At 67.2% G+C, this 24,368-nt stretch carries 22 protein-coding genes and 1 pseudogene; 10 read left to right on the forward strand and 13 right to left on the reverse strand.

Annotated features, from left to right (window positions below; all coding sequences use genetic code 11):
- Positions 1-93: 93 nt before the first annotated feature.
- From BKH20_RS00785 to BKH20_RS00800, 4 genes are all read right to left on the reverse strand, one after another.
- Positions 94-1,029 (reverse strand): DsbA family protein, encoded by a 936-nt coding sequence (locus tag BKH20_RS00785; protein WP_075389544.1) that lies wholly within the window; start codon positions 1,027-1,029, stop codon positions 94-96.
- A gap of 229 nt (positions 1,030-1,258) precedes the next feature.
- Positions 1,259-1,756, reverse strand: coding sequence for a fluoride efflux transporter FluC (locus BKH20_RS00790; RefSeq protein ID WP_075389545.1), 498 nt, complete (start codon positions 1,754-1,756; stop codon positions 1,259-1,261).
- The gene (locus BKH20_RS14440; RefSeq protein ID WP_256692954.1) at positions 1,753-2,421 is read right to left on the reverse strand and encodes a fluoride efflux transporter FluC; all 669 of its coding nucleotides are present in this window, start codon (positions 2,419-2,421) and stop codon (positions 1,753-1,755) included. Before BKH20_RS14440 ends, BKH20_RS00790 begins: the two co-directional genes overlap by 4 nt.
- Entirely contained in the window at positions 2,414-4,096 is a 1,683-nt protein-coding gene (locus BKH20_RS00800) for a DUF2079 domain-containing protein (protein WP_075389546.1), read from the reverse strand. Before BKH20_RS00800 ends, BKH20_RS14440 begins: the two co-directional genes overlap by 8 nt.
- Before the next feature lie 80 nt (positions 4,097-4,176).
- Here BKH20_RS00800 and BKH20_RS00805 point away from each other — a divergent pair, with 80 nt between their 5' ends.
- The 3 genes from BKH20_RS00805 to BKH20_RS00815 all read left to right on the forward strand — a co-directional run bounded on the left by BKH20_RS00805 (position 4,177) and on the right by BKH20_RS00815 (position 8,521).
- Positions 4,177-5,643, forward strand: a complete 1,467-nt coding sequence (locus tag BKH20_RS00805) for an amino acid permease (RefSeq protein ID WP_178388529.1) — start codon at positions 4,177-4,179, stop codon at positions 5,641-5,643.
- Positions 5,640-6,506, forward strand: coding sequence for an inositol monophosphatase family protein (locus BKH20_RS00810; RefSeq protein WP_075389547.1), 867 nt, complete (start codon positions 5,640-5,642; stop codon positions 6,504-6,506). The genes BKH20_RS00805 and BKH20_RS00810 overlap by 4 nt, the downstream gene beginning before the upstream one ends.
- Before the next feature lie 137 nt (positions 6,507-6,643).
- Entirely contained in the window at positions 6,644-8,521 is a 1,878-nt protein-coding gene (locus BKH20_RS00815) for an alpha/beta hydrolase (protein WP_075389548.1), read from the forward strand.
- 379 nt (positions 8,522-8,900) lie between these two features.
- Here the strand turns inward: BKH20_RS00815 and BKH20_RS00820 are convergent.
- Both BKH20_RS00820 and BKH20_RS00825 read right to left on the reverse strand, forming a co-directional pair.
- Positions 8,901-9,017: pseudogene (locus BKH20_RS00820) on the reverse strand (LuxR C-terminal-related transcriptional regulator); the annotation flags it as partial.
- Positions 9,018-9,092: 75 nt separating this feature from the next.
- On the reverse strand, positions 9,093-12,029 hold the full coding sequence (locus BKH20_RS00825; protein ID WP_075389549.1) for a lysylphosphatidylglycerol synthase transmembrane domain-containing protein: 2,937 nt from the start codon (positions 12,027-12,029) through the stop codon (positions 9,093-9,095).
- Positions 12,030-12,187: 158 nt separating this feature from the next.
- On the opposite strand from BKH20_RS00825, the gene BKH20_RS00830 reads away from it, so the two are divergent.
- A complete protein-coding gene (locus BKH20_RS00830) occupies positions 12,188-12,841 on the forward strand; it encodes a hypothetical protein (RefSeq protein ID WP_075389550.1) in 654 nt (217 codons plus the stop codon).
- 1 nt (position 12,842) lies between these two features.
- Positions 12,843-13,256: a winged helix-turn-helix domain-containing protein gene (locus BKH20_RS00835; RefSeq protein ID WP_075389551.1), complete on the forward strand. Its 414-nt coding sequence runs from the start codon at positions 12,843-12,845 to the stop codon at positions 13,254-13,256.
- A gap of 37 nt (positions 13,257-13,293) precedes the next feature.
- Here the strand turns inward: BKH20_RS00835 and BKH20_RS13875 are convergent, their stop codons facing one another.
- The 4 genes from BKH20_RS13875 to BKH20_RS00845 form a co-directional block, all read right to left on the reverse strand.
- A complete protein-coding gene (locus BKH20_RS13875) occupies positions 13,294-14,241 on the reverse strand; it encodes a hypothetical protein (RefSeq protein WP_143224915.1) in 948 nt (315 codons plus the stop codon).
- A 900-nt stretch (positions 14,242-15,141) separates the two neighbouring features.
- The gene (locus BKH20_RS13880; protein ID WP_143224916.1) at positions 15,142-16,368 is read right to left on the reverse strand and encodes a hypothetical protein; all 1,227 of its coding nucleotides are present in this window, start codon (positions 16,366-16,368) and stop codon (positions 15,142-15,144) included.
- Positions 16,365-16,661, reverse strand: a complete 297-nt coding sequence (locus tag BKH20_RS00840) for a hypothetical protein (protein WP_075389552.1) — start codon at positions 16,659-16,661, stop codon at positions 16,365-16,367. Before BKH20_RS00840 ends, BKH20_RS13880 begins: the two co-directional genes overlap by 4 nt.
- 2 nt (positions 16,662-16,663) lie before the next feature.
- Complete coding sequence (locus tag BKH20_RS00845) at positions 16,664-17,038, reverse strand: SAV_915 family protein (RefSeq protein ID WP_081381547.1); 375 nt, start codon at positions 17,036-17,038, stop codon at positions 16,664-16,666.
- Positions 17,039-17,154: 116 nt separating this feature from the next.
- Here BKH20_RS00845 and BKH20_RS00850 point away from each other — a divergent pair, with 116 nt between their 5' ends.
- From BKH20_RS00850 to BKH20_RS14450, 3 genes are all read left to right on the forward strand, one after another.
- Positions 17,155-17,349 (forward strand): hypothetical protein, encoded by a 195-nt coding sequence (locus BKH20_RS00850; RefSeq protein ID WP_143224917.1) that lies wholly within the window; start codon positions 17,155-17,157, stop codon positions 17,347-17,349.
- Positions 17,350-17,836: 487 nt separating this feature from the next.
- A complete protein-coding gene (locus tag BKH20_RS14445) occupies positions 17,837-18,274 on the forward strand; it encodes an alpha/beta hydrolase (RefSeq protein WP_256692955.1) in 438 nt (145 codons plus the stop codon).
- Between the two features lie 12 nt (positions 18,275-18,286).
- The gene (locus BKH20_RS14450) at positions 18,287-18,535 is read left to right on the forward strand and encodes a hypothetical protein (protein ID WP_256692956.1); all 249 of its coding nucleotides are present in this window, start codon (positions 18,287-18,289) and stop codon (positions 18,533-18,535) included.
- Between the two features lie 280 nt (positions 18,536-18,815).
- On the opposite strand, the gene BKH20_RS00860 is transcribed toward BKH20_RS14450, so the two are convergent.
- The 3 genes from BKH20_RS00860 to BKH20_RS00870 are packed head-to-tail and all read right to left on the reverse strand — an operon-like array spanning position 18,816 to position 21,828.
- The gene (locus tag BKH20_RS00860; RefSeq protein WP_075389566.1) at positions 18,816-19,682 is read right to left on the reverse strand and encodes an ABC transporter permease; all 867 of its coding nucleotides are present in this window, start codon (positions 19,680-19,682) and stop codon (positions 18,816-18,818) included.
- 5 nt (positions 19,683-19,687) lie between these two features.
- Positions 19,688-20,605 (reverse strand): ABC transporter permease, encoded by a 918-nt coding sequence (locus BKH20_RS00865; RefSeq protein WP_178388530.1) that lies wholly within the window; start codon positions 20,603-20,605, stop codon positions 19,688-19,690.
- Entirely contained in the window at positions 20,605-21,828 is a 1,224-nt protein-coding gene (locus tag BKH20_RS00870) for an ABC transporter ATP-binding protein (RefSeq protein WP_256692957.1), read from the reverse strand. Before BKH20_RS00870 ends, BKH20_RS00865 begins: the two co-directional genes overlap by 1 nt.
- Positions 21,829-22,220: 392 nt before the next feature.
- Between BKH20_RS00870 and BKH20_RS00875 the strand changes: the two genes are divergently transcribed.
- The gene (locus BKH20_RS00875; RefSeq protein WP_256692958.1) at positions 22,221-23,435 is read left to right on the forward strand and encodes a sensor histidine kinase; all 1,215 of its coding nucleotides are present in this window, start codon (positions 22,221-22,223) and stop codon (positions 23,433-23,435) included.
- A 127-nt stretch (positions 23,436-23,562) separates the two neighbouring features.
- The gene (locus BKH20_RS00880; RefSeq protein ID WP_075389555.1) at positions 23,563-24,297 is read left to right on the forward strand and encodes a response regulator; all 735 of its coding nucleotides are present in this window, start codon (positions 23,563-23,565) and stop codon (positions 24,295-24,297) included.
- Positions 24,298-24,368: the final 71 nt, after the last annotated feature.

Genomic DNA, 24,368 nt, shown 5'->3' on the forward strand with positions numbered 1-24,368 from the left:
GGCCCGCCCATGGGGCGAGTCGGGGGAAGAGCCTCGGGGTGGAGTGGGCGTGCGTGCGCCGCCGGGCCCCGTCGGTGCTCCGCTGCGTGGTGGTCAGCGCGCCGGTGCCGCGGGGCTCGTCGGGCTCGCGGCACCTGTGGCTGCCTGGGCTCCCTTGGCCTCTTTAGCCTTGGCGGCCTGGCTCTTGACGACGGCCGTCATGTAGTTGGCGTCCTTGTACCCGTTGATGTAGGTCTCGCCCACGATCATGAACGGGGTCCCCTGAATGCCGATGGAGTGGACGTGGTTGGTGGACTCGGTGACGGCCTTGACGGTCTCGGCGGCGGTCATGTCGGTGCGGAACTTCTTCAGGTCCGGTACCCCGGCCTTCTTGGCGAAGTCGACCAGGGAGTCCTCGGTGTAGGTTGGGTGGCCCTTGGGGTCGGCGGCGGCGTAGACGACGTCGTGGAACTCCCAGAACTTTCCCTGATTGGCGGCGGCCCGTCCGGCCTGAGCGGCCAGGGGCGAGGTCTCCGTGATCTGAGCCAGGTCGCGCCACTCGATGCGCAGCGTGCCCTCCTCCACCAGCTTGTCCAGCTTGGGCTCGACATTCCGGGCGAACTGGGTGCAGAAGGGGCAGGCGAAGTCGGAGTAGATGACCATGACGACCGGTGCGTCGACCTTTCCCTTGGCCTGGGCGTCGGTCGGGTCACGGTGGATCTCGGAGTGGATGAGCTCCAGGGTCGACTGGTCGGCGACCGGCGGGGCCGGATCGGGCTCGGGGACCGCGGCGGCCGAATCGGAGGCGGAGGTCCGGCTGGTGGCGGCGGCTTGATGGCGCCGGGAGGCGACGTTCTGCAGCAGCACCGCGGCGAGGACGGCCAGGATGACGGCGATGACCACGAGGGTGATCACCGTGGCGCGGTTGGTCCGCGACTGCGTCTGCGTCGGCGTCGAAGAAGGCGGCTGAACACTCATGGCAGCGAGTCTGTCAGAGGAGGTACGCCCCGCAATACGCCTGATCAGGCTGATGAGAGCACAGTTCGTCACAGCCGTCTCGGGCTGATCTCGGCAGGCCCGCCAATCTCACGGGGCGCTCACGAGCCGCTTACGGCGCGCTCACGAAGGTCACCGAAGCTCATCGGTCCGGGGGCGGCGTCGTCTCGCATCCCTCGACCGACACACTTCGACCGAATCTTCACAAACGACCCGGAGCCGCGTCGTTTGTGAAGATTCGGTCGAAGTGTCGAAGTGAGGTGGGGGCCGGTCGGGTGACGCTCTAGCGCAGGGCTGCGCCGGCCACCAGCCCGAGCCCGACGGCGCCCAGCGTCGCCGCCGTCATGAGGGTCGCATGCACGAGGGCCAGTCCCCACCGCCCGGCCAGCAGCAGGCGCGCCCCCTCGACGCAGGCCGTGGAGAAGGTCGAGTACCCGCCCAGGAAGCCGGTCCCCAGGACGGTGAGCGCGGTGGCGGCCCAGGTCCCGGAGTGCGGCGGGTCTGCCGCCCAACCCACGAGCAGGCCCATGAGGAGGCAGGCGGTCACGTTGACGACGACGGTGCCCCACGGCATCCGTAGCATCCACGGCATCAACAGTGCCCGCACCCCGGAACGACGCCGCTGCCGGGCTCCCGCTGCGGCCTCCCGGGCGGCTCGGCCGCTGAGGCGGCTGACGGAGGCGTCCACGCCCCAGCGGCAGGCGGCCCCCACCCCGCCGGCCATCGCCAGGGGGAGCCAGTCGGCGAGCCAGGTCCCCAGCCCGGTGGCGGCCCCACTCATGACGCCTCCGGGACGAGGCTGCCGCCCACTCGGCCCGTGCCGTCGCCCGCGTCGCCCACACTGCCCGCTCGGCCTGCCTGGCCCATGTTGCCCACGCCGCCCGTGCGACCCGGACGGCGCAGACGGCCTGCCAGCCACAGCCCGAGCCCTGCCGCCACCAGCCCGGCCACCATCGACCCCACCAGGTAGGCGGCGCCGAGGACCGGGTGGCCGCCGTCCCCGCCGGAGGTCAGGAGCCGGTGGCTCTCCAGGATGAAGGTCGAGTGCGTCGTCAGCCCGCCCAGCACCCCCGTGCCCAGGGCCAGTCGCAGGCGGGGGCGCCCTTCGCCGAGAGCCCCGAGCAGCAGCCCCAGGGCCAGGGCCCCGACGACGTTGAGGGCCAGCGTCGTGACCGGCAGGTGCCCGGGGGAGGCGGGCCAGGCCCACTCCAGGGCCGCGCGCACCAGGGTGCCCGCGCATCCGCCCGCGGCGACCAGGGCCAGGGAGGCGGCCACGGACGGGGCCCGCCCGGCCACCGGCGGGGAGTCGGCTGCCGAAAGGGAGGCGGCGCCCGCTGCCGGTTCGGCCCCCGGCTCAGCCCCGACTCCGGTCCCCGGCGTGGGAGCACCCCCGGCCCCGGAGGCGTGGCGGGTCCCGGCATCGGCGCCGGGGTCGGCCTCAGCCATTGCGCTTGGCGATCTGGTAGTTGTCCTTGTTGAAGATGAGGGAGTAGCTGGCCCCCTGCTGGGAGTGCTGCTCGCCCCAGGTGGCGGCATTGGTGGTGCCCCACTGGCTGGCGCTGCCCGGGGTCATGACGATGTACTCCTTGTCGGGTCCGCTCGTGCCCATCCAGGAGACCTCGGCCCGGGGCACCAGGTAGGCCAGCAGGGACAGGTCGGTGACCACCGTGGCCCCCTCGGGGATGGTGGCGATGACCTCGTGGGCGACGGCCACCCGATGCGTCTCGGTTCTCTTCGCCTCGTCGGTCTGCTTGGCCTCGGCGGCGAGCGGGTCGAAGTTCTTGTTAGTGGCCTGCCACAGCGGGAGATAGGGGGCGGTGAGCACCCCGGTGGCTACGGCGGTGAGGATGCTCGTGGCGACCACGAAGCGGTGCCGCATCGGCACCGTGAGCCAGGTGGGGAAGGCGGCCGGGCGCCGGCGTGGGCCGTCGACGTCGGACTCATCGGCGGCGCTGGCATCCCCGGCGGCCCGGGCTGAGGGCTCCACGACCGCTCGGCCATCGACCCCCACCTGCCTGACGGGGCGGTCGGCCACGTAGGAGCCGTGCGCCCGGCGCCGAGCGACGACGTCGAGCAGCGCCCCCAGCGCGATGGGCATGAGGGTGGCGTTGTAGTGCCAGTTGTCCCACACCCAGTAGAACTCCACCGACCCCAGGAACCGCCACGCCAACGTCGGCAGCACCACGAGCAGCCACGGCGAGGTGACCCCGACGATCCCGCTGGTGAGGATCAGCATGACGACCACCGTGGCCTTCTGGGTCAGGGCGTCGGGTGAGGTGGGCTGGTCCTGTGAGCTCAGGCCGTAGTCCCACACCCCGTTGATGTTGAAGGCCGGCAGGAACACCTGGGTGGCGAAGAGGAAGGCCGCGATTCCGCCGACGACCATGCCCACGCCCAGGCGCAGTCCGCGCTGCCGGTTGCGGGCGGCGTCGTCCTCAGCGGCGTCCCCACCGGCCGCGTCGGGACCGTCGGTCCTGCGACCACCGGGCCCAATGACCGTGCACGTGCGGTACCAGGCCGGGACCGCCGAGGTCAGGATGACGGCCACCCCGATCATGAGCACCGTCAGCCCCATGTCCTCCTTGACCAGGACCAGGGGCACCGACCAGGCCGTCACCGCCCCCCAGCGCCGCTCCACGAAGGCCACCGAGGCGTAGGCCAGCATCGGCATCGCGAAGGCGATCTCATGGAACTGCGCCGCCACCGCCCCCTGCATCCCCCAGGACAGGACGTAGACGAGCCCCAGCCCACCGGCTACCCACCGATTCGTCAGCCGGCTGGCCAGGCGGGTCAGCGGCCAGGCCGAGAACGCCAGCAGCAGGTCCTGAGTGATGAGCAGGCTCAGGGGAGTGGGGAAAAGCCGCCAGATCGGCCCCAGCAGAATGAGAATCGGGTGGAAGTGGTCACCCAGGAGGTTGTACCCGTCGGCCTTGACCGGCACGATCGGGGCCTGGAAGTGGGCGTAGGCCTTGGCCAGCTCGGAGAAGATCGCCAGGTCCCAGCTGGGCACCGGCTTCATCGCCTCCCACTGGACGATCGAGTAGTAGATCATCACCCAGGCACCGATGATGACGACGATCGCAGCCGGAATCGAGTGGCGGATCTGCTCCTTGAGGTTCACGGCGCTGAGCCTACCCGTGTGAATCGGGGATGAACCTGGTAGCGCTAGGCTCGTGGCGTCACCCACGATCAGGAGACGAGATGCCCCTCACGCCGACGCCCGCCGATTCCGCCTCGGCGGCCGAGTCCTCGCCGCCTCAGCGGCCTGACCTCGACCAGATGGTGGACCACGACGCGGAGCCCCAGCTCCAGCGCCACCTCACCAACCGCCACGTCCAGCTCATCGCCATCGGCGGGGCCATCGGAACCGGGCTGTTCATGGGGTCGGGGAAGACGATCTCCCTGGCCGGCCCCGGTGTGTTCCTCGTCTACGCGGTCATCGGCGGCATCCTCTTCCTGGTCATGCGGGCCCTGGGCGAGGTGCTGCTGTCCAACCTGTCCTACAAGTCCTTCGCCGACGTCGCCCACGACCTCATCGGGCCGTGGGCGGGCTTCTTCGTGGGCTGGACCTACTACGTGTGCTGGCTGGTGACGGCCGTGGCCGAGGTCATCGTCATCACCGGGTACGTGAGGTACTGGTGGCCGGACCTGCCTCTGTGGATCACGCCAGTGGTGACCGTGGTCCTGCTGTTCGGCCTCAACCTCGCCACCGTCAAGGCCTTCGGGGAGATCGAGTTCTGGTTCTCCATCATCAAGATCGTGGCCATTATGGCGCTCGTCGTCGTCGGCATCTTCATGGTGCTGCGCGGGTTCACGGCGCCCAACGGCGCCCACGCCCAGTTCTCCAACATCTGGAGCGGCGGGTTCTTCCCCAAGGGCGCGAGCGGGTTCTTCGGGGCCTTCCAGATCGCCATCTTCGCCTTCGTGGGCACCGAGCTCGTGGGGACCGCGGCCGCCGAGGCCAAGGACCCGGAGGTCACTCTTCCGCGGGCCATCAACGCGATCCCGCTGCGCATCGTCCTGTTCTACCTGGGGGCGCTCGCGGCCATTATGGCCGTCACTCCGTGGCAGGAGATCAATCCCGAGGAAAGCCCCTTCGTGGCCATGTTCGCCCTGGCAGGGCTCGGCGTGGCCGCCAGCCTCGTCAACTTCGTGGTGCTCACGGCCGCGGCGTCGTCGGCTAACTCCGGGGTCTACTCCACCTCCCGGATGCTCTTCGGCCTGTCCTGGGCGGACAACGCCCCCCACGTCTTCCGCAGGCTGACCGCCCGCTCGGTGCCGGGTGTGTCCTTGGCCGTCACCTGTGCCTTCCTGCTCACCTCGATCCCGCTGCTCTACACCTCCAAGTCCATCATCGCGGCCTTCACGACGGTGACTACGGTGGCCAGCGTCCTGTTCATCCTCGTGTGGTGCGTCATCGTCGTGAGCTACCTGCGCTTCCTCAGCCTGCGGCCCGACCTGCACGAGGCCAGCGCCTTCCGCCTGCCCGGTGAGCGTGTGGCGGCCTGGCTGTGCCTGGCCTTCTTCGCCTTCGTCATCTGGACCCTCACTCAGGCCCACGACACCCGTATCGCGGTCTTCGCCTCGCCCCTGTGGCTGGTGGTGCTGGGCGTGGCCTGGCTCGTCCACAGCAGCCGGCTCGTCAGGCACCGGGAGCCCCAGTCATGAGCGCCGGTGGTGGGTCGGTGACACCGAAGTCCTTACAGGGGCCGACGTCGTCGGCCTGCTTGGAGGACCTGCTCGCCCACGGGGTGGCTGCGGTCCGCCAGGCGGCCGCCTTCGCCCTGAACCCGGGTGAGGAGCTGCGCATCGAGGCCAAGGCGCACCGCAACGACCTGGTCACCCAGGTCGACCGCGGCGTCGAGGAGCGCATCGCCGGTCACCTGGAGGCCACTGGTGTCCCCGTCCACGGCGAGGAGTCGCACCGCGTCGAGGACTTCGAGGCCTACCGCGGGCGGGCCTGGGTGCTCGACCCCATCGACGGGACTCTTAACTACGTGGCCACCCACCGCGACTGGGCCATCTCCCTGGCCCTGGTCGACGACGGCGTGCCCACGGTGGCGGTCCTCGCCGACCCGGTGGCTGACCGGCTCTACACGGCCATCCGCGGGCGGGGCGCATGGGTGCAGCCGCTTCTGGTGGGCTCGGCGGGCGCCGACGACGCGGCGCCGCGGGCGCTGGGGCGGGTGGAGGACCTGCCCCTGAGCGAGGGCATGCTCATCGCCCACTTCCAGCTCACGCAGGACGCGGGCATCAAAAGGGCCATTGAGGTCTCGCGGGGCATGCGCTGCTACGGGGCGGCCGCCCTGGAGATGGCGGAGGTGGCCGCGGGCGGCGCGGTCGTCTACGCCCAGCCGCGGCTCCAGCCCTGGGACGTTGCGGCCGGTGCGCTGTTGTGTGCCGAGACCGGCGCGGTCCTCACCCGGATGGACGGGGCGCCCTTCGACGTGCGCCGCGCCGGCTCGCTCCTCGTGGGCACCCCGACCGCCCACGCCGAGGTGCTGGGGCATCTGCGCGACGTCGGGGCCTGAGGCTTGCAGGGGCGGACCAGGGGCCCGCCCTCGCGCGTTCGTACCTTGTGCCGCGCGTTCGGGGGTTCAGGGTACGAACCGGCGACCTACCCTACGAACACACGGGGCATACGGGGGACACAGGTGGCATTCGTAGGATGCCACGCATGACAAGAACACTAAGGCGGCGTCCGGTCGATTCAGGGCGCGCCATCGCGGCGCAGGCGACCGCGGAGTCCTCGAAGACGGGCGGCCCGCCGCGCCGTCGTCGCACAAGCATCGGTGCCCTGGCGGTCCTCGTCGGCGGGTGCCTGAGCGCCTGCGGGACGGGACTGGCCCCCGCAGCGGGCGGCTCGGCCACCGTCCCGGGCCCGATTCCCTCCGGCCTGGAGTCCTTCTACCGCCAGGCCGTCAACTGGTACCCCTGCGCCTCCACCGACGGTATGGAGAAGGCCTCGGGCAAGACCGCTCAGGCGAGCGCCTCCACGACGACCGCCGCCACGGCGTCGGCGCAGGCAACCGCCGCCCCGAGCTCCGACGGTGCGAGCGGCGCGGCCGGGACGGCAGACTCCTCCGAGGAGACCGACACGGCCGCCTTCAGCTGCGCCGTCATCACCGTCCCCCTGGACTACGCCAACCCCAAGGGCAAGACCATCTCGATCGCCGTGAAGAAGCGCGCCGCCACCGGCGGCCACGCCCAGGGCGTCCTGTTCATCAACCCCGGTGGTCCCGGTGACTCCGGGGTCTCCTTCGCCGAGCGGGCGGGCAACGCCTTCAGCCCCGATCTGCTCAACGCCTACGACATCATCGGCTTCGACCCGCGCGGGGTCGGCTCCTCCACGGCCATCACCTGCTCCAGCGATGACGACTCATCCTCCAGCACCGCCGAGCCCTCCGCCTCGGCTGGGGCCACGGCGTCGCCGTTGGCCGAGAGTACGCCGTCGGCAGGCACTGAGCCCTCCGCGGAGGCCTCCGCCGGGACCGCCTCGGGCGGCGAGTCCTACGAGGAGTGGGCGGAGTCGACCCGGCAGTCCTTCCAGGAGCTGGCCGAGCAGTGCGCCTCCAACACTGAGCCCGCCGCCCTGCTCGACCACGTCGATACCGTCTCCGCGGCCCGGGACCTTGATATCCTGCGGGCGCTGGCCGGCCAGGAGAAGCTGAACTACCTGGGATTCTCCTACGGCACCTACCTCGCCTCCGTCTACGCCGAGACCTTCCCCGGCAACACGGGCCGCATGGTGCTCGACGGCGCCATCGACCCCTCCCTGTCCCTCGCCGAGCAGGGGCTGGGGCAGGCCAAGGGCTTCGAGCAGGCGCTGCGCACCTACGTCGACTACTGCCAGTCCTCTGTCGGCTGCCCGCTGAGCGGCGGCACCGACGCCGGAGTCCAGCAGATCCGTGATCTCATCACCTCCGCCAACAGCACGCCCCTGCCGACCGGTGACCCGAAGCGCACCGTGACCGGCTCGGACATCGTCACCGCCCTGAGCGAGTACCTCTACACCACCGAGCAGAACTGGGAGCCCTTGAACAAGGCCCTCGACCAGGCCATCAACCACCATGACGGCTCGTCCTTCGCGGCCTCCGAGGAGCAGGACTCCTCCTCGAAGGAGGACAGCGGCGGTACCTTCCAGGCCGTCACCTGCCTGGACTACCCGGTGGAGGGCGACAAGACGACCTGGGCCGCGCAGTATGAGCAGGCCAAGCGCGAGGCCCCGATCTTCGCGGACTCCGCGGTCGGCATGGACCTGGTGTGCAGCGTGTGGGGGCACAACGGGACCCGCAAGCCCGCGCAGATCCATGCCCGTGGGGCTGCGCCGATCCTCGTGGTGGGAACCACCGGTGACCCGGCCACCCCGTACGCATGGTCGAAGTCCCTCGCCGAGCAGCTCGACTCCGGCCAGCTGCTGACCTGGGAGGGTAACGGGCACACCGCCTACGGCGGCGACGCCTCCTGCGTCAACGACGCCGTCGACGCCTACCTGATCTCCGGCACCATGCCCAAGGAGGGTCTGACCTGCCACGGCAACGAGTAGGCGCGTCACCATCGAGTCAGCGGGCGGGCCGAGGGGCACTCGGCCCGCCCGCTGGCGTCATTGAGGGCGCGCGTTCGACGACAGGGGCGCAGGAGTGACTTTCCTCGACGAACGCGCGGCGGCTCAGGCGGCAATGTCGGAGCTTCTCGCTCAGCCCGGGTCGGCTGCAACAAGCATGTGTGTTCCGGTCAGAAGCCGTTATCTCCACATCCAAAAATTCCGCCATCGATATCTTTGCTGAAAGAGGCGGGGTTGAGTGAGAAGGCGAGGCGGAACATCGTTCGTCCTTTCCGGATACGGTGTTGGTGACGCACTAAGTATCTTGTGCTGGGTGACAGGGTGAATCACCCATCCGGATAGGCGGATCGGATGAGTCTGATCACACCAGATTGTGCTGCAGGGCGTACACCGCTGCTCCCACCCGGTCTTGGACTCCGAGCTTGGCAATAATGGCGGATACGTGAGTCTTGACCGTGGCCTCGCTGACTGGGGTGCGTGGGCGCCTCCGGCCAGGCGTGACCGGCCCGCACCGAAGGCACCTTCATGACAGGGCCCTGTCCGTGCACGCGCACTACAGGTCCCCGACCTTCTGGAGGCGCTGGAGGCTGAGCCAGCCCACCGGGATCGGGATCCAGAAGGTCACCAGGCGGTAGACGATCGCCGTGGACAGCGCCACCCCGTAGGGGACGCCGGCGGCGACGAGCCCGGCGGTCAGGGCGAGCTCGACCGGCCCGATACCACCGGGGGAGGGCACGATCGAGCCCACCGTGTTGGAGGCCAGGTAGGTGATGGCCAGGACCGCGAAGGGCACCGTGTAGCCGAAGGCCCACAGGCTCGCGCTGAAGGACAGGATGTAGGACAGGCTCAGCGTGAGCGCGCCGCCCACGCCCAGGGCCAGGCGCACCGGGTTGGACATGACCCACACGAGCCGCGGCCACACCTGGCGGTAGGTGGGCTCGATCTTGGTCCACGCCCAGGTGCGCGCCCTGGGGATGGTCAGGACCACCGCCGCCACCACGACGACGGCGCCCGCGGCGACCAGTACCCAGCCCGAGGGCAGGGTCAGCCCTGTGGACTGGCCGGTCATGGCCGCCAGCACCACGAGCAGCACCACGGTGACGATGAACTGGACCACCTGGACCAGGGCCACCGTGGCCACGCCGACCGCGGTGGGCACCCCCTTGCGGTTGAGGAAGCGCAGGTTGATGGCCGCCCCGCCCACGCCGGCCGGGGCCACCAGTGAGACGACGGCGCTGGCCAGGTGCACCTCGGTGGAGCGCCACAGGGAGAGCCGCTCGGGACTGAAGGCCACCAGCGTCAGCCCCGCGCCCACGTAGGTCGCCACCGAGAAGACCAGGGCCGCCAGCATCCACCAGCCATTGGCCTGCGAGACGGCGGCGGAGACCTGCTGGAAGTCCAGCTGCGCCAGCAGCGTCCACACAGCCACCAGGGCCACCACGGCCATGAGGACGGTGCGTGTGGAGAAGCGGTTGAGGCGGGCCGGCTCGGCGTCGGCCGTGGGGGTGAGCGCCACGAGGGCGTCGCGCAGATCCTGGAGGACCTGCCGGCTCGCTCCGCGCCGCCCCATGACCTCGCGGGTCTGGCGCGGCAGCACCACCCGCTGGAGCATGGGGGCGATCGAGGCCAGCTGCGCGGTGGTCAGTGAGCGGGAGGCGGCGTCGATGGCCCGCTCAGCGCCCACGCTCAGGGCGGTCAGCGCCAGGGCCTGGGCCAGGTCCACCCGGCGGGAGAGCTCAGAGGAGATCGTCTCGCCCGAGGCCCAGTCCAGGAGCCATAGCCGCCCGGACTCGTCGACGACGACGCTCGAGGCGTCGATGCTCCCGTGCGCCAGCCCCGCGGCGTGAGCGCGCTGGAGCTGGCTCCACAGCTGGTCCAGGACGTCGTCGTCGATCTCGGCCCCCAGGTCGCTGATGGACCGGGCGCCGACGACGTGGTCGGTCACCAGCAGCACGGACTCGGCGGCCTCGGCCATCCCCAGCAGGTCGGGGGTGCGCACGCGGGCGCGACGGGCCTCCATCGTCATGAGGGCGGCGTGCTCGGCGGCCGGGCGCAGGGACAGGTCGCGGGTGGGGGACAGGCCCCTGACGCGGATCTGGTCCCAGATGTTGGAGAGGAACCCGGCCACCTGCCGGTCGGCGTCGAGGAGGGTGACGTTGCGGCGCTCACCGGTCGAGTCCCACACGGCGTACATGCGGTGGACCGAGGCCCGCGCCTGGGACAGGGCCTCGCTGGAGGCCTCGGCCAGGACGGCGGCCAGGTCGACATCGGTGGCAGGCTTGATCGTGTTCGCGCTCGACGGCGTCGAGTCGAGGAGGGAGGCGGCCTCTGTGCCCGATGACCCGGTGGTCGCGTCGGTGACCTGCTCGTCGGCGGGGGCGGAGGCGTCGTCGGTGGCGGGCTCGAGGCCCGCCGGCTCCTGCGCCGGCGAGCTCAGCGGGTTCTCGCGCACCTGCTCACGGACCTGTTCGGTGTAGCCCAGGGGGGCGTCGGTGGTGACGATCCAGGCGCGCGTCTCGGGGGCGCGGTCCATGCGGACCACGCGCACGGCGTCGATCCCGGCCCGGCGCAGGGCGCGTACGAGCGTGACCCCGTGGGCGCGGCGGTCCTCCACACCGAAGACGTAACGCACCAGCAGGCCGACGACGCGGCCCAGCAACAGGGACAGCACCGCGCCCGGCAGGGTCAGGGCGCCGCGCAGGACCGCCATGCCCAGGACCACCCACAGGGCCGCCCAGCCCGAGCGCATCACGGTGGAGCTGTTGCGGTCGCCGGCGCCCGTGAGCAGGCCGGCCATGGAGGCGAAGACCGTGGAGACGCCCAGCTGGGCGGTGCCCGAGGCGGTGACCGTCAGCCCCATGACCAGGGCGGTGGGGCCCCAGGTCACGAGGCCGGTCATCGCGGCGACGGCGACCGCGTAGCCGGCGATCCCCGACAGGACGGCCTGGCCGCAGGAGCGCCAGGAGCGACGCAGGAGGCGGTCCAGCAGGACGGCCAGCGGCACGATGAAGGTGGCCAGGCCCTCAATGGTCTGCAGGGGGAAGACGAGGATGCGGCGCAGCACCACCGCCAGGGCGTTCTGGACGTCCTGGGTGACGCCGGTGGTGGTCTCGCGGGCGTAGATCGCCAGGACGAGGACGGCGAAGATGCCCAGGAACGTCAGCGCCAGGTCGAGCAGGTCCTCGGTGCGGCGCAGGCGGTGCGCGGTGGTGTCCACCAGGAGCGTCGTCGAGCAGGGGGCGGTGGGGCCGGAGGTCGGGGTGGGCTCGGCCATGGGGGTGACCCCGATGACGGGGATGCCGACCGGCGAGGTGGAGGTCGACTCGGCTGAGTGCGCGGAGGGTGTGGAAGCCGCGGAGGCGGCCGACGGGGCGGCCGCAGATGCTTGCTGGGCGACGGCGGTGGGGGACTCGCCGGGAGGGTCGGTGAGCGTCGAGGTGTGGTCGAGGTCGCCGGCCGGTGGGGGCGAACCTGGTGCCGCATCTGTCATGACGCCGATTCTAGGGGGAGAGCCTGAGCGGACCCTCCTACGCCGGAAGGAATCGCGCGCCGAAGGTAGCCCATTCAAAGTAGTTTGCAACGCAAACTAGATAGCGCTATCCTGATGCTGGTTTGAAACGCAAACCTTCGTTGACGAGGAGGTTCACCATGAGTGCGGTCACTGGTGATCAGAAGGTTCCGGCGGGGGCCGATGAGGCCCTCGCCGTCGTTGAGGCCCAGCGGAGCGCCTTTCTCAAGCGGCACAGGATCGAGGCGACCCCGCTCCTGATCGCCTGGGGGCTGGCCTGGCTGATCGGCTACGCCGCCCTGGCCCTCTACCGCAGGGCGGACTACAGCCTGCCGATCGCGCCGTACCTGTTCTTCTACGGCTGCCTCGCGGCGGCCCTGCTGTTCACCTTCGCCTATATCGTCCCCAAGGCGCGCGGCATCCGCGGCCGGAGCAACCGCGAGGGCGCCTACTACAGTCTCGCCTGGTTCCTCGGGATGCCACTGGGCGCCATCATCCTCGGCCGGGTCAATGCCTTCCTGGCCACCCTCAACACGAGTGAAGCCAACGAGGTTGCCGGCGTCGTGTCCAACGCCGTGCCCTGCCTCGTCGTCGGCGTCATCTTCCTCATGAGCGCCGCACTGTGGAATGAGGCGGTCATGGGGGTTCTGGGCGGCTGGATCCTCCTGGTCACCCTGGTGGTCACGATTGTCGGGATGCCCTGGGCCTGGTGGATCATGTCCGTGGCCGGTGGGGGCGGCATGCTGGCGGCCGCTGTCGTCGCTGCTGCCGCAGGATCGAAGCGAGGTGCGTGACATGACCGGAGGGGTGCGGGCGCGGCGGCCTGAGGGGTCGGAGGATGCCGGTGGGGCGGAGGAGTCGGCGGAGCCGGCCGGTGTGGGTGCTGGCGCTGGAGTCTCCGCTGCCGCGACGGCCTCCGCCGTCGATATTGACCCCGTCATTCACGCCCAGGCCCGCCTGCGGATCATGGCGACCCTGGCTGCCGTGCCTGTTGGCGACGAGCTGCACTTCCCGCGGTTGCGCGAGCTGCTGGATATGACGGCCGGCAACCTGTCCACGCACCTGTCCAAGCTGGAGGGGGCGGGCTATGTGCAGCAGAACAAGACCTACTCCGGGCGCAGTCCCGCCACGTACCTGGCGCTGACCCCCGAGGGGCGGGTCGCTTTCGAGCGGTACGTGCGCAACCTGCGTGCCCTGCTCGACGCCTGAGGTCGAGTGGCCGGAGTTCGGCCGAGGGTACCGGTGGTCACTCGGCCGACGTCGCATCGCCCCCGTTACCAGCCGAGTTGGGAGGTTCTGCAGCTGGCCGTGATGCTGGAGGTCTCGACGGACGCTGCCGGAGCGGGGGTGGTGAGGGGGCCGGTTGATTCGCGGACTGGGTGCGTTCCCTGGCGAGACCTGCTTCCACCTCATTCAATGAGGCGTACATCAGTTCCCGGACCCGTTCCAGGCCGTGCTGCTGAGTGAGTTCGTCACGAAGTTCAGGATGATCGCGGTAGAACACCAAGAGCTTGTGTAGCTGTTCGCAGCCGAAAGGTATGCCACCTATTGAGAAGTAGATCGTCTCGCTACTCGTTGCCAGGGTGACACGAGGGACTCCTCTTATTGTTCCGTATGTCTGAAACGTAGGCGATGAGTCCCAGGAGGCGAATGTACGGCGAAGCCCTGCTGTCCGCAGATGAATGCCGTGAGGAGATGCCTCGAAGACGGGAGATCCGGGGCGATACAGGGGAGTGGACGCCCATGCGAATGCACAAAAGGCGGTCGTCAGGAGCGAGAGCCAGAAGGCCTTGGTGTCACCTGGTTCATTGAGGCCAGAGAGTACTGCAAGACACAGAGAAAGCAGTGATGACAGCGTCATCATTGAGTTCACGAGAATCTCGCCGGTCTCGCACAGCCAAGGCGGGACGAATGCGATGCGAGTTCCATCGCAGTGCCAACGGTGTTCTGCCTGGTGGATTTGAGCGTAGATGATGTATCTGTGGAGCCCGTAAGCGATGCTGGAGCAGCCCATGAGCAGCATCCACGCAACGAACGCAGTGGATGAGTGATAGGTGAAGGACAGGAGTACCAGTCCGACCCCAGCTATCAGCATGATGAATGCCTCCAGGCCCCTCAACTGGTCTGCGCGTCCATAATTCTGTGCTGCGGACTTGCCTCCGCCCACGGGGGAGAGCTTCTGAAACACAGTCATACAAACACGCTTCCTGCTGAGGTGAGGTGATGGCCTGTCGGGCGGCAGTTCAAGTCGATAGAACGTCGAAGTTCACTGGCTATGAAGGTCCTTGGCTATTTCAGAGACTGGAAAATCCATCAGGCTTCGTACGTGTACAAGGCCTTGCGGCGTACCGATACTTCGACGCGCATCAGCGTAACCTGAGTAAAACTCAAGAACTCTTTGAAACTGGACGTACCCCAGGGGGAGCGTGAACATCGGAAAATAGTAAAATGAGTCGGTTCTGGTCTCTATGAGAGCAACGGGCGTGCCGTTATGTCTCACGCAGCCCAAAACTCTCGGCTGTGCCGCCCAAGGGATCATGGTTCGATAGCGCCCAGCGGGCCATAGGTGAACTCCGATCGAGTCGATAACGATTTCAGGCTTCGTCCATTTCCCAAATGGAAATGAAAGCAGGCTAACTAATGATAAGATCAGTAAGATCCCGACCATCATCGCGATTCTTAACTGTGTCCGGCTTGAGTATGGTGTTCCACCAAAATACGTCAGCCAGGCCGCAGTGACTAGGGTAAGTACCAGAATGATTATCGTCAGAATGCTCCACAAGTGGAAGAACCAGCATGGACCGAACTCAATGCAGTCTGGTCTAGCATTCCATTTTTTGTAAGAGTGCTGAGCGAACTTGAACTGCATATTTCGATTGATGGCATACGAAGTGAGGGACAAGCCGATCCCTAGGTATAGAATCTCCATAGGAGCGGGGATCAACTTGATAAACAGAATGGCTGCACCGAAGCACATAATAGCCGGTAGGCTAAAAAAGTAGGATTCATGCAGGCGGCTTAAGTCGGTACGATCGCACGAATGAACCTTATTCACGCACACCCTTTTCTGCTGAGGGAGCTTCCTTCAATGGATTCAGCCAACGACAGACTTCCAGCCGTGAGATAATTTTCTGCTTGCCCAATCCCAGCCGTCGTGAACCTCGTTCTTGATATCCTCCCACTCCTCCAAGTTGAGCTCTCCTTGTTCTTCAATGAAGTGATCGATCTTCCCTCGAATGTTTTGAGGAACAGCATACTCGTACGCATATCCCACCCCAGTCACGACAACGGTGCCAACGGCAACCGCGGTAGCGGCAACGGCGAAAGCTGAGGCTTCGGGAGCAAGAGCAGCAGCTGCCACAACAACTACTGCATCAGTTGCGAACGAGGTGGCTGTGGTGATGGCAACCTTACTTGGAGATTGTCCATTACCAAGGTCGTAAGCTGCAGTTGCAAGAGTCAGTGATGGCCCTGCAAGTTTCTTCATGAGGCCACCGACGTGCTCGAGACCATCCGCGGTGTTACTGAGAGCTTTTGGCTTTCCTCTTCCCATGTTTCTAGCAACTGCTTTGTCGCTTGGAGGTTTGCTTTTCGTTTTCACGGCTTTATTGTCTGATCTTTTGGCTGCGAGCTCCTTGGCCAATATACCCGCCTGGCCTCTAAGTGCATCTCCAGCTTTTTTGTATTGGTTTTCCAGGACTAGTTCTCCGCCCTTTACCGACGCTCCGAGCACGAAGTCTCTGAGCGCCCCCATTGCGGTGTCGTTTAATGCGTCGGTCTTTGCTTTGATGAGATTGTCGGTGATCCAATCATTGAGTTTTTTGAATGTCGCCTCTACGCGACCTCTTATCATTTCAAAGTCTCTTACCTTTGCGGTGTATTCTCCATAAGAATCGTCCGCTTTGTACCAGTCATTTTTTTGCTGCGAGGTCCCATTCTTTGGAAATTCTCCGGGGGGTGAAACTGTCGCTGGGTACTCAATAATGTTTCCTTTCACTGTCAGATTGGATTGCCTGGCGGTTTCCAGGTGCTGTTTCATGTCGTCTTTTCGGTATGAGAGTTGATCGGCAAAGGATCGAAACACAACAGCTGCGGCCTTAGCGCGGGTATAAATATCGTTTCCCGCGTCTCGTAGAGAACTTGCGTATGCGCCAACAGCGAGGGCGGTTTCGCCGCCCATCCCGGAAGTTACTGCGTTTCGGTTAAGCATGCCGCTTCCGTCACTTGCATCATCGTGTATATTTTCCAAATAGCGAGCAGCGTTGTCGACAGATGATACGCTTCCGGGAATCGTGACATCGATATTTCCATTGTCGCTCATGACGTTACCTTCTTGTCCATTTCTCGGAATGTTTGGGCGACACTTTCGTCAACCCCTTTAATTTTATCTATCGCCCCTGCCATTTTGTCTCCGCCAAGTTTTGATGCAAGTGCAACATATCCGGCGTCTTGTGCTATCTTAATTATTGATTCAACGATATAGTCTGTGCCGTCGCCGCCGTCAACACTTTCCGGCATAGTGTCTTTATTCTCTTCAAAATCACTTTGAGCGCTGTAGAAGTTCTTTTTGACGACTTCCGCGTCGTCGTAGCTCATTTTAAGTGTTTTAGCCATTACTATCTCCTTTCCTCTTGGCGCCAAAGCTCTTGGGGTATGCGCTGGTCCAGCATGATGACGTCGAAGGGCTGTTTCTCAGCGAGGTCTTTGAGGTTCTCCGTGAGGAACAGCGCCCAGGGCTGGTGGGGTCCCATGCACTTCACCAGGCGGTCGACGGCGGTGTATGCCAGCAGGGCCATTCGACCGTCTCTCAAGCGCCGCAGCTCGATCTCCGTGCCCTGCGCGTTGGGTACTCCAGTGGCGGGCAGGTACAGTGCGGGAGGCACGAAGGGGTGGTCGGGGTCAGGGCCGAGGGAGTCCTCGTCACCCAGGGGCGGAGCAGTCTCAGTCTGCTCTGGAGGGGTCAGCAGCATGAAGTCGCGAGCGGATCTCATGTCTCGACGCTATCGAGACACCGCGTCTCTCGCAGCGATTCTTACCGAGTAGATGGTGAGGCCGGTCACTGTGTTGGTGTAGCCGATGCTGTGGTCGCCAGCCCTGCCGAGCTTACGTGTGCGTCGGGCAGTTGGGTCTGTGGTGCCTGCTTGCCGGCGTCGTCGCCATTGAGGGGCAAGGCTGCGTCGCCTCCCGGTTCACCTCCCGGAACTCCGGAACCACCGGCATGTCCTGCCGAAAGGCCTTCGAGCGGTGCGTGCGCAACCTGCGTGCCCTGCTCGACGCCTGGTTCCCGAAGGGTGGGGCTTGATGGGGGTGGTATTAACCGAGCGGTTAGCGTATGGTGTGAAGCAAGTCTCATAGGTGGGCGCCGATGGGGGTACCGTCGTGAGGCCCCGTCGCAAGGGGCGACCGGTGTCCGTCGGTCGGCCGGACCCCGGGGCGGTAGGTCCGCCCCGCCACTGCCGTCATCGTCGACCACCAAGGACACGCCATGCCATTCAGCGCACAGACCTCGCCCGCCAACTCGCCATCCGGTCGGCGGCCCAGCCGTGCCTGAGCCCACCGGCTCAGCCGACGGACCCTGCTCAAGGGGTGGGTGGGCTCGCCGCCGCCTCCGTCATTGGGGGCGGCGCCGTCGTCGCCGGATCGGCCCCGGCCCAGGAAGCCCTCACAGTGGCCGAGCACGAGGACCACGGTCGTATGCAGTACTACAAGCTGGCCACGCCGTCGATCGGCTGGCTGCCCCGCGTTAACGTGCTGCTGCCCGACGGCTATGACACTTCGCGCCGCTACCCGTGCTCTTCCTGCCGCACGGCGGCGGCGAGGACTACTCGACCTTCGACGCGAAGTACGACATCCGCAACCACACCGCGGGGCGCGACCTCATCGTCGTCATGCCCGACGGCGGCAAAGCCTGCTGGTACTGCGACCCCGAGTCCTCCAACGTAAGGCCGCGCAACTGGGAGACCTTTCACATCAAGGAGCTCATCCTCTGGGTCGATGCCATCTTCGCCACCACCGGGCAGCCTTCCGGTTGCGCGATCTCCGGCTTCTTCATGGTCGGCTTCGGGGCCTTGAAGTACGCCGCGACGTACCCCGAGCTCTTCGGGTCGGTCTCCTGCCACTCGGGGCCGGCCGACCTGCGCATCCAGGACGGGGCGGTGGTCCACTGGGCGAACTTCACCGCCGGCGCCACCGACCTCAAGGGCGGCACCATCTACGGGATCCCGTGAGACCAGGCGCGGATGAGCGCCGACAACACGGTCGAGCACGTGGAGAGTTACCGCGGCAAGCGCGTCTTCCTCGTCTGCGGCACCGACAGCGATCGCTACGAGAGCGTCGTCCTGCCCAGCCAGCAGAACTTCGAGAAGGCGCTCGACGGTACCGGCATCGGCTATGAGCGCTACGAGGACACCGGCGCCCACATCGTGCGCTGGGGCCGCGTCCAGCAGGACATCGACTCCCTGCTCAACCACTTCGCCAAGGTCGGGTGAGGGTCAGGCGATCGCCGGCTGAGGTCGGGACGGCGCCGGATAAGCCCCTTGTCTTGGACACGATTCGCCTGCCAGGTGGAGCAAACGCACTGGATAGTGCCTGGAGATGCACGGAACTGGGTGACTCCCGGGCGGTGTGGTTGGCGACTGCGTTTTTCGCCGGGGACGTACTTTTCCCGCAGACGACTGAGATCTGTCCTCAGTCGTCTGCGGGAAAGCGCAGTTCTGGATGGAAATATACGTTCTCGACGGCGCTGGGTGGGTGCACTGGGCCGATCTGCTAGCGCACGCCTCCGGTACGGCGGGCGACGAGGGCCAGCAGGCCCCACATGACCGCGCCGATGCAGACAATGGCGAACACGAGGGGAAGCATGCTCGCCGCGTCAAGACTCCCGGCCGTCGATACGGCCGCCGATCCTAGGGTCAGGGTTTTGCTGAGGATTCCCTGAGGGACGGCGTATGCCAGGGGGTTCTGACTCGCCAGGAGGCCGAAGCCCATGACGCAGCCGAGGAAGGCGACTGCCACGGGTGCGGCGAAGGAACGCATGAGCATGCTCAGCAGCGACTGCATCGCGACCAGTGGTAGCGCGCCCAGGATGGCCAGCAGGCCGGAGGCGACGAAGGCTGCTGGTATTGCCGGCCCCAAGCCCGCGACGGTGATGCCCGCCAACCAGGTTAGCGCCAGCAGAACGCTCTGCATGGCCAGGACCGGGGCGAGGATGACCAGGGTTTTGGCCAGTGCCACAGCCGTCGGAGAGTGCGGGGTGGTGCGCATCGCGTTCCAGCTGGTGCCCCGGTGCTCCACGCGCCACACGGTCGAGGCCAGCAGAGCCACTCCCAGCGAGCAGAACATCATCGAGTAGAAGAGGGTGATCTGCGAGGTCAGCGACACCCACCCCTGGTGGAGTGAGCTGCGATTCATGATGAAGTTGACCGTACCTGTGATGACGGCCAGAAGCGGCAGTAGAACGGCGATGACCCATGCCGAGGAGCGCCTGAGCTTGATGGCCTCGGCGGCCAGCAGGGAGGCGAAGCCGCTTCGGCTACCGCCACCGCTGCGGCCCGATGCCGTGGGCACGGCTGGGGCGGGTCGGGCGCTGGAGCCGGCGCCGCGGAGCATGGTGGAGGTGTGGGCGGGTGTACTCATGGAGATCACCTCTCGATCCGGTCGAGCCGGCGGGTTGCGACAGTGAAGATGACGGCGGTCAGGACGAGAAAACCCGCGACCCAGCCCATGGGGACCTGGATGTACTCATAGACGGCGTGGCTGTCCACCATGGACACTTTGGCGGGCGTGATGATGGCGTAGTAGCCCCAAGGCAGTAGACGCGCCAGGGCCGGTGGTGAGAGCAGCATGTAGATGCCGATGAAACCCCCCAGTAGCCCCACGCTCATGACGACCAGCTGGTTCTCCACTACGGCCGCGAGCCACAGGTGGTAGGCACACATCGCCGTGTTCACCAGCGCGAGCAGAAGCGTGTAGGTGACCCAGGGGCCGACGTCGAGCGGGACACTGATGCCCATGATGCGGCCGAAGATGATGAGGGCAGAGTTCTGGAGGACGACGGTCGGTACGATGAGGAGTGTCAGCGCCGCGAGCTTGACCCGGCACAGTGCCCCGGGCGTCAGGCCCGAGGTGGCGGCCAGGTTCCACCCGGCCCCGCTGTGCTCGATATCGGTCTGCCGACTGGCGAGAACTGCGACGAAGACCGCGCCGGTCATCGCGTTGACGAAAGCAGTACCCAGCAGCAGCATCGCCCATGGCTTGGCGGCCGGGTTGTCGAGGGACCTGATCGTCGACTGGCTGAACAGGTTGGTGCTGCTCATCGCCACCGAGGCGATGGCGAGCAGGATCGCGATCAGCAGTACCCGCAGCCGGTGCATCTTGAGAAGCTCGACGCCGACTGACCTGAGAAAGCCTGGCGTGGCTGAGTCATGCGAGTGGTGCGGGCTGCGGCCCGATGTCAGGGTGCCGGGCGCGGGGGCAGGCCTGGCCTGGGTGCCGCCTTGTCGGCCGTCGGTTCCGGCTGTGGTTGGGGGCAGGGCGGGGGAGAGCGCGGCGCTGGTCATCACAGCACACCTCCCCGGCCGGTGAGGTCCATGAAGACGTCCTCGAGGCTTTGGGCCTCGCGGCGCACCTCGTGCAGCTCGACGCCCGCGGCGACCAGCCGGCTGATGAGCTCGGCGACCGCTTCCTTCGACATTCCCGGGATGCGTACGCCCTGTGGCGTCGGCGTTGGGCCGGCGACAGTGCCGGTGACAGGAACGGCGGCCGGGCTGGGCGAGGTGGACGCGCCGGGGGTGCCGGCCGCCGTCAACACCGCGAGTGCCTGCGCCGGTACGAGCCCGGCCAAAACCTGTGGGTCCAGGACGGCCTGCGGCGTCGGGGTGACGACGAGGATATCCGGCACCGAGCGCTCCATGAGCTCGGCGCGCGTGCCCTGGAAGACGAGGCGCCCGCCCGACAGGATGCCGAGCGTGGAGGCCATGCGGTCGATCTCGTCGAGCAGGTGGCTGGAGACCATGACGGTGACGCCCTCGCCGGCGAGCTCGACCAGCAGCCGGCGCACTTCCTCGATACCGGCCGGGTCCAGGCCGTTGGTGGGCTCATCGAGGATGAGCAGTTCGGGCTCGCGCGCCAGCGCCAGTGCGATCCCGAGGCGCTGCTTCATTCCGAGTGAGTAGGTGCGCACCAGGCGGTCCTTGTGCTCGGTCAGGCGCACGAGCGCGAGGGCGCGGCTGACCTGCTGCTCGCTCAGGCCCTGCATCTTGGCGGCAATCCGCATGTTCTCCATGCCCGTGAGGTGACCGTAGCCGGGCGGGTTCTCGATCATCGAGCCGGTGCGCGACATGATCGTGGCGCGCGTGGCCGGGGTGAAGGGCTGCCCGAGTACGCGGATCTGCCCGCGCGTGGGAGCCAGCAGCCCCAGCAGCATCTTCATCGTGGTCGACTTGCCCGAGCCGTTGGGGCCCAGGAAGCCGTAGACGCTCCCGCGCGGCACTACGAGGTTGAGGCCCTCGACGACGGTGCGCCTGCCGAAGGTCTTGGTGAGGTCACGGGTCAGGACGACGGCGTCGTCGGCCGTGGCGGAGACAGGGGCAGCTGCCTGAGAGTGGGGAGCCGGTTGGACGGGGGCGGCGCCGGGTGTCGAGGTCGCTGGGGGAGTGCCGGCGTCGGGGTGCAGCCGGAGGAAGGGGCGCGAGGCGGCCGGCGGCGCGGGAGTACCGGAGGGCGTCATCGGGGGTTGCGATGGTGTGGTCGGTGCTGGTGGGAAGCGGTGTGAAGCAGTCATGGGATCAGCCTGCTCGCCCCGGTACGGGCAATCATCAGCCTGTGGTCTGCTTCCTGGGGCGGCATGCTGGAGCGGCTCGTACCCGGGTATGAAATTCCGACGGTGGCCTCCGGGGTGCGTGGCCGCGACGGTACGGTTCAGGCATGAGAAAACGGGGACGTGGCGACTCTGTGCGGGTGGACTCGGTGGTGCCTGCGCCGTCGTCAGCCGGGCACGTGCAACCGGCGGACCCGATTCCGGCCGCCTGGCGCGCCCCGAGTTCGGGTCCGTGGACAACCACGTCGGACGTCGTTATCGCTCTGGCCTTCTTCTTTCTGTCGCCCATCGGTCGGCCAGAGGCGGCGGGTGGGCCCGCTTCGGGCGTAGCACCGGCGCTCTATTCCCTTCTGGCGGTGGCTTGCGCGCTGGTCATGGTGGTGAGACGCCACTCGCCGCTGCTCTTCGTCGTCGTGGCCGGCATCTGCCTGAGCGCACACCTCGTGGTGTTCGTTGATTTCTCCATCTTCTTCGTCGTGACGGGCGTGATCGCGGTGGAGACGACGCAGTCCCGCCTGGAGGCTCCGTGGCGGTGGGTGGGACTCGTTCTCGAGCTGGTGGGGGCGGCGGTGGCGGCGACGCGGGCGCACGAGCTCATCGGTGACCAGGTCCACGCGGGTGCCGGACGGCTCATCCTTCTCATCAACGCCTGGCTGCTGGTCTCGGTGGCGGCCTTCGTCGGCTCCGCGCGCCGTCGTAGCCGTGGCCGCTACAACCAGGCCTTCGAACGGGCCGCGGTGCTCGAGGCGCAGCAGGCCACCGAGCGGCGTCTCGCAGTGATTGAGACCCAGCAGCGCATCGCCCGCGACGTCCATGATCTGCTCGGGCACAGTCTCACCGTCATCGCGATGCAGGCAGAGGGCGCCCGCGCCATCCTGGCCACCGACCCGGCTGCCGCCGATGAGGCCCTGGCCGTCATCGGCGAGACCTCCCGCCGCTCTGTGGATGAGGTGCACGCCCTGGTCGACATGCTGCGCTCCGACGCCGACGGTGGCGCTGCCGCCGGCGACGGTGCTGGCCCCGACGATCGCTCTAGCAGCGATAGCGGTGCCGGCTCCGGGGCTGCCGGCGACACCGTCGAAACTGTCGATGCCGACATCGGTGCCTTGGCCGGGAGCGATGTGGCGGCGTCGGGTCATGACCGTGAGATGGAGTTTCTGTGTGAACCGGTGCGTCAGGCGCGGCGCGCGGGACTCCCCGTCACCTTGGGGACCGACTCGACCGACCGGATCCCCGCGGCGGTAGCGCAGGTCCTCCGCCGGGTGGCCCAGGAGTCATTGACCAACGTGCTGCGTCACGCTCCCGGGGCGGCCACGACCGTCTCGCTGCACACCGAGACGGGCTGTGTCACACTCGTCGTCGAGAACGCCCCGGCCCCGTACCCGCCGTGGACTCAGGCGCCCGACGCGCACGTCGGTGATGGAGAAGACGGTCCTGTGCACCGCGGCTTCGGCCTCATTGGCATGCGTGACCGGGTCACCGACCTCGGCGGCTCCTTCGTCGCCGAGCCAACCACTGAGGGAGGATGGCGGGTGAGGGCAGAGCTCCCCACCCCCACCTCCCCACAGTGAGAGTCAATCACTCTGATATGGCGAACCTCGCAGGACGTCGTCGGCACTTCGTCGGCACAAAACCGCACAGGCTGTACCCGGAGAGCGGATACTTCCGGTGAGTCGACGTCAAGAAGGGGAGGTGCCAGTGATCCGCCTGGGTCTGGCTGACGACGAGCCGCTGTTCACCATGGGGCTGGCCATGCTGCTGGGAGCGCAGCCGGATATGGAGGTCGTCTGGCGGGCCGTCAACGGCAAGGAAGCGCTCGCGCGCAACGCCACCGACCCGGTCGACGTCCTCCTCCTCGACGTGCAGATGCCGGCCCTCGACGGCCTGGCCGCTACCCGCGAGCTCATGGCCCGCGGCATCACCGGGCGGGTCGTCATCCTGACCACCTTCGACACCGACGGCTACGTCATGGGCGCCATCGAGGCCGGTGCGGCCGGTTTCCTGCTTAAGAACACCCCACCACAGGACCTCATCGCCGCGATCCGCACCGTCCACGACGGCGACTCCGTTATCTCCCCGAGACCCACTCGCCGGCTGCTCACCGCCGTGCGCACCGGGCAGGTCAGCGGGAGGAGAGTCGGGGATGGGGCCGGACGCCATGCCTCTGAGGACTCGGTCGAGGCGGTCCGGGTGGCGGAGGCCTCCCAGCGGGTCGCAGCCCTGACTCAGCGCGAGCGCGAGATCTTGGCGCTTATCGCCATGGGTCTGACCAACCAGGAGATCTGCGACAGGGAGTGGTTGTCCATGCCCACGGTCAAGACCCACGTGAGCCACCTGCTGTCCAAGACCGGCTGCCGCGACCGGGTCCAGTTGGTGCTGCTGGCCCTGCGCGGCGGCGTTGTCGACCCCGATGACGTCTTAGGTGGGGGCTGAACCCGCGCATGCCCTGTGAATCAGCCGCCCGGAACCGCTTTGTGTCACTGTGGGCGACTTTTAGGCCGATC

Origin of the sequence: Actinomyces oris (assembly GCF_001937445.1) — a bacterium.
GTDB lineage: Bacteria > Actinomycetota > Actinomycetes > Actinomycetales > Actinomycetaceae > Actinomyces > Actinomyces acetigenes.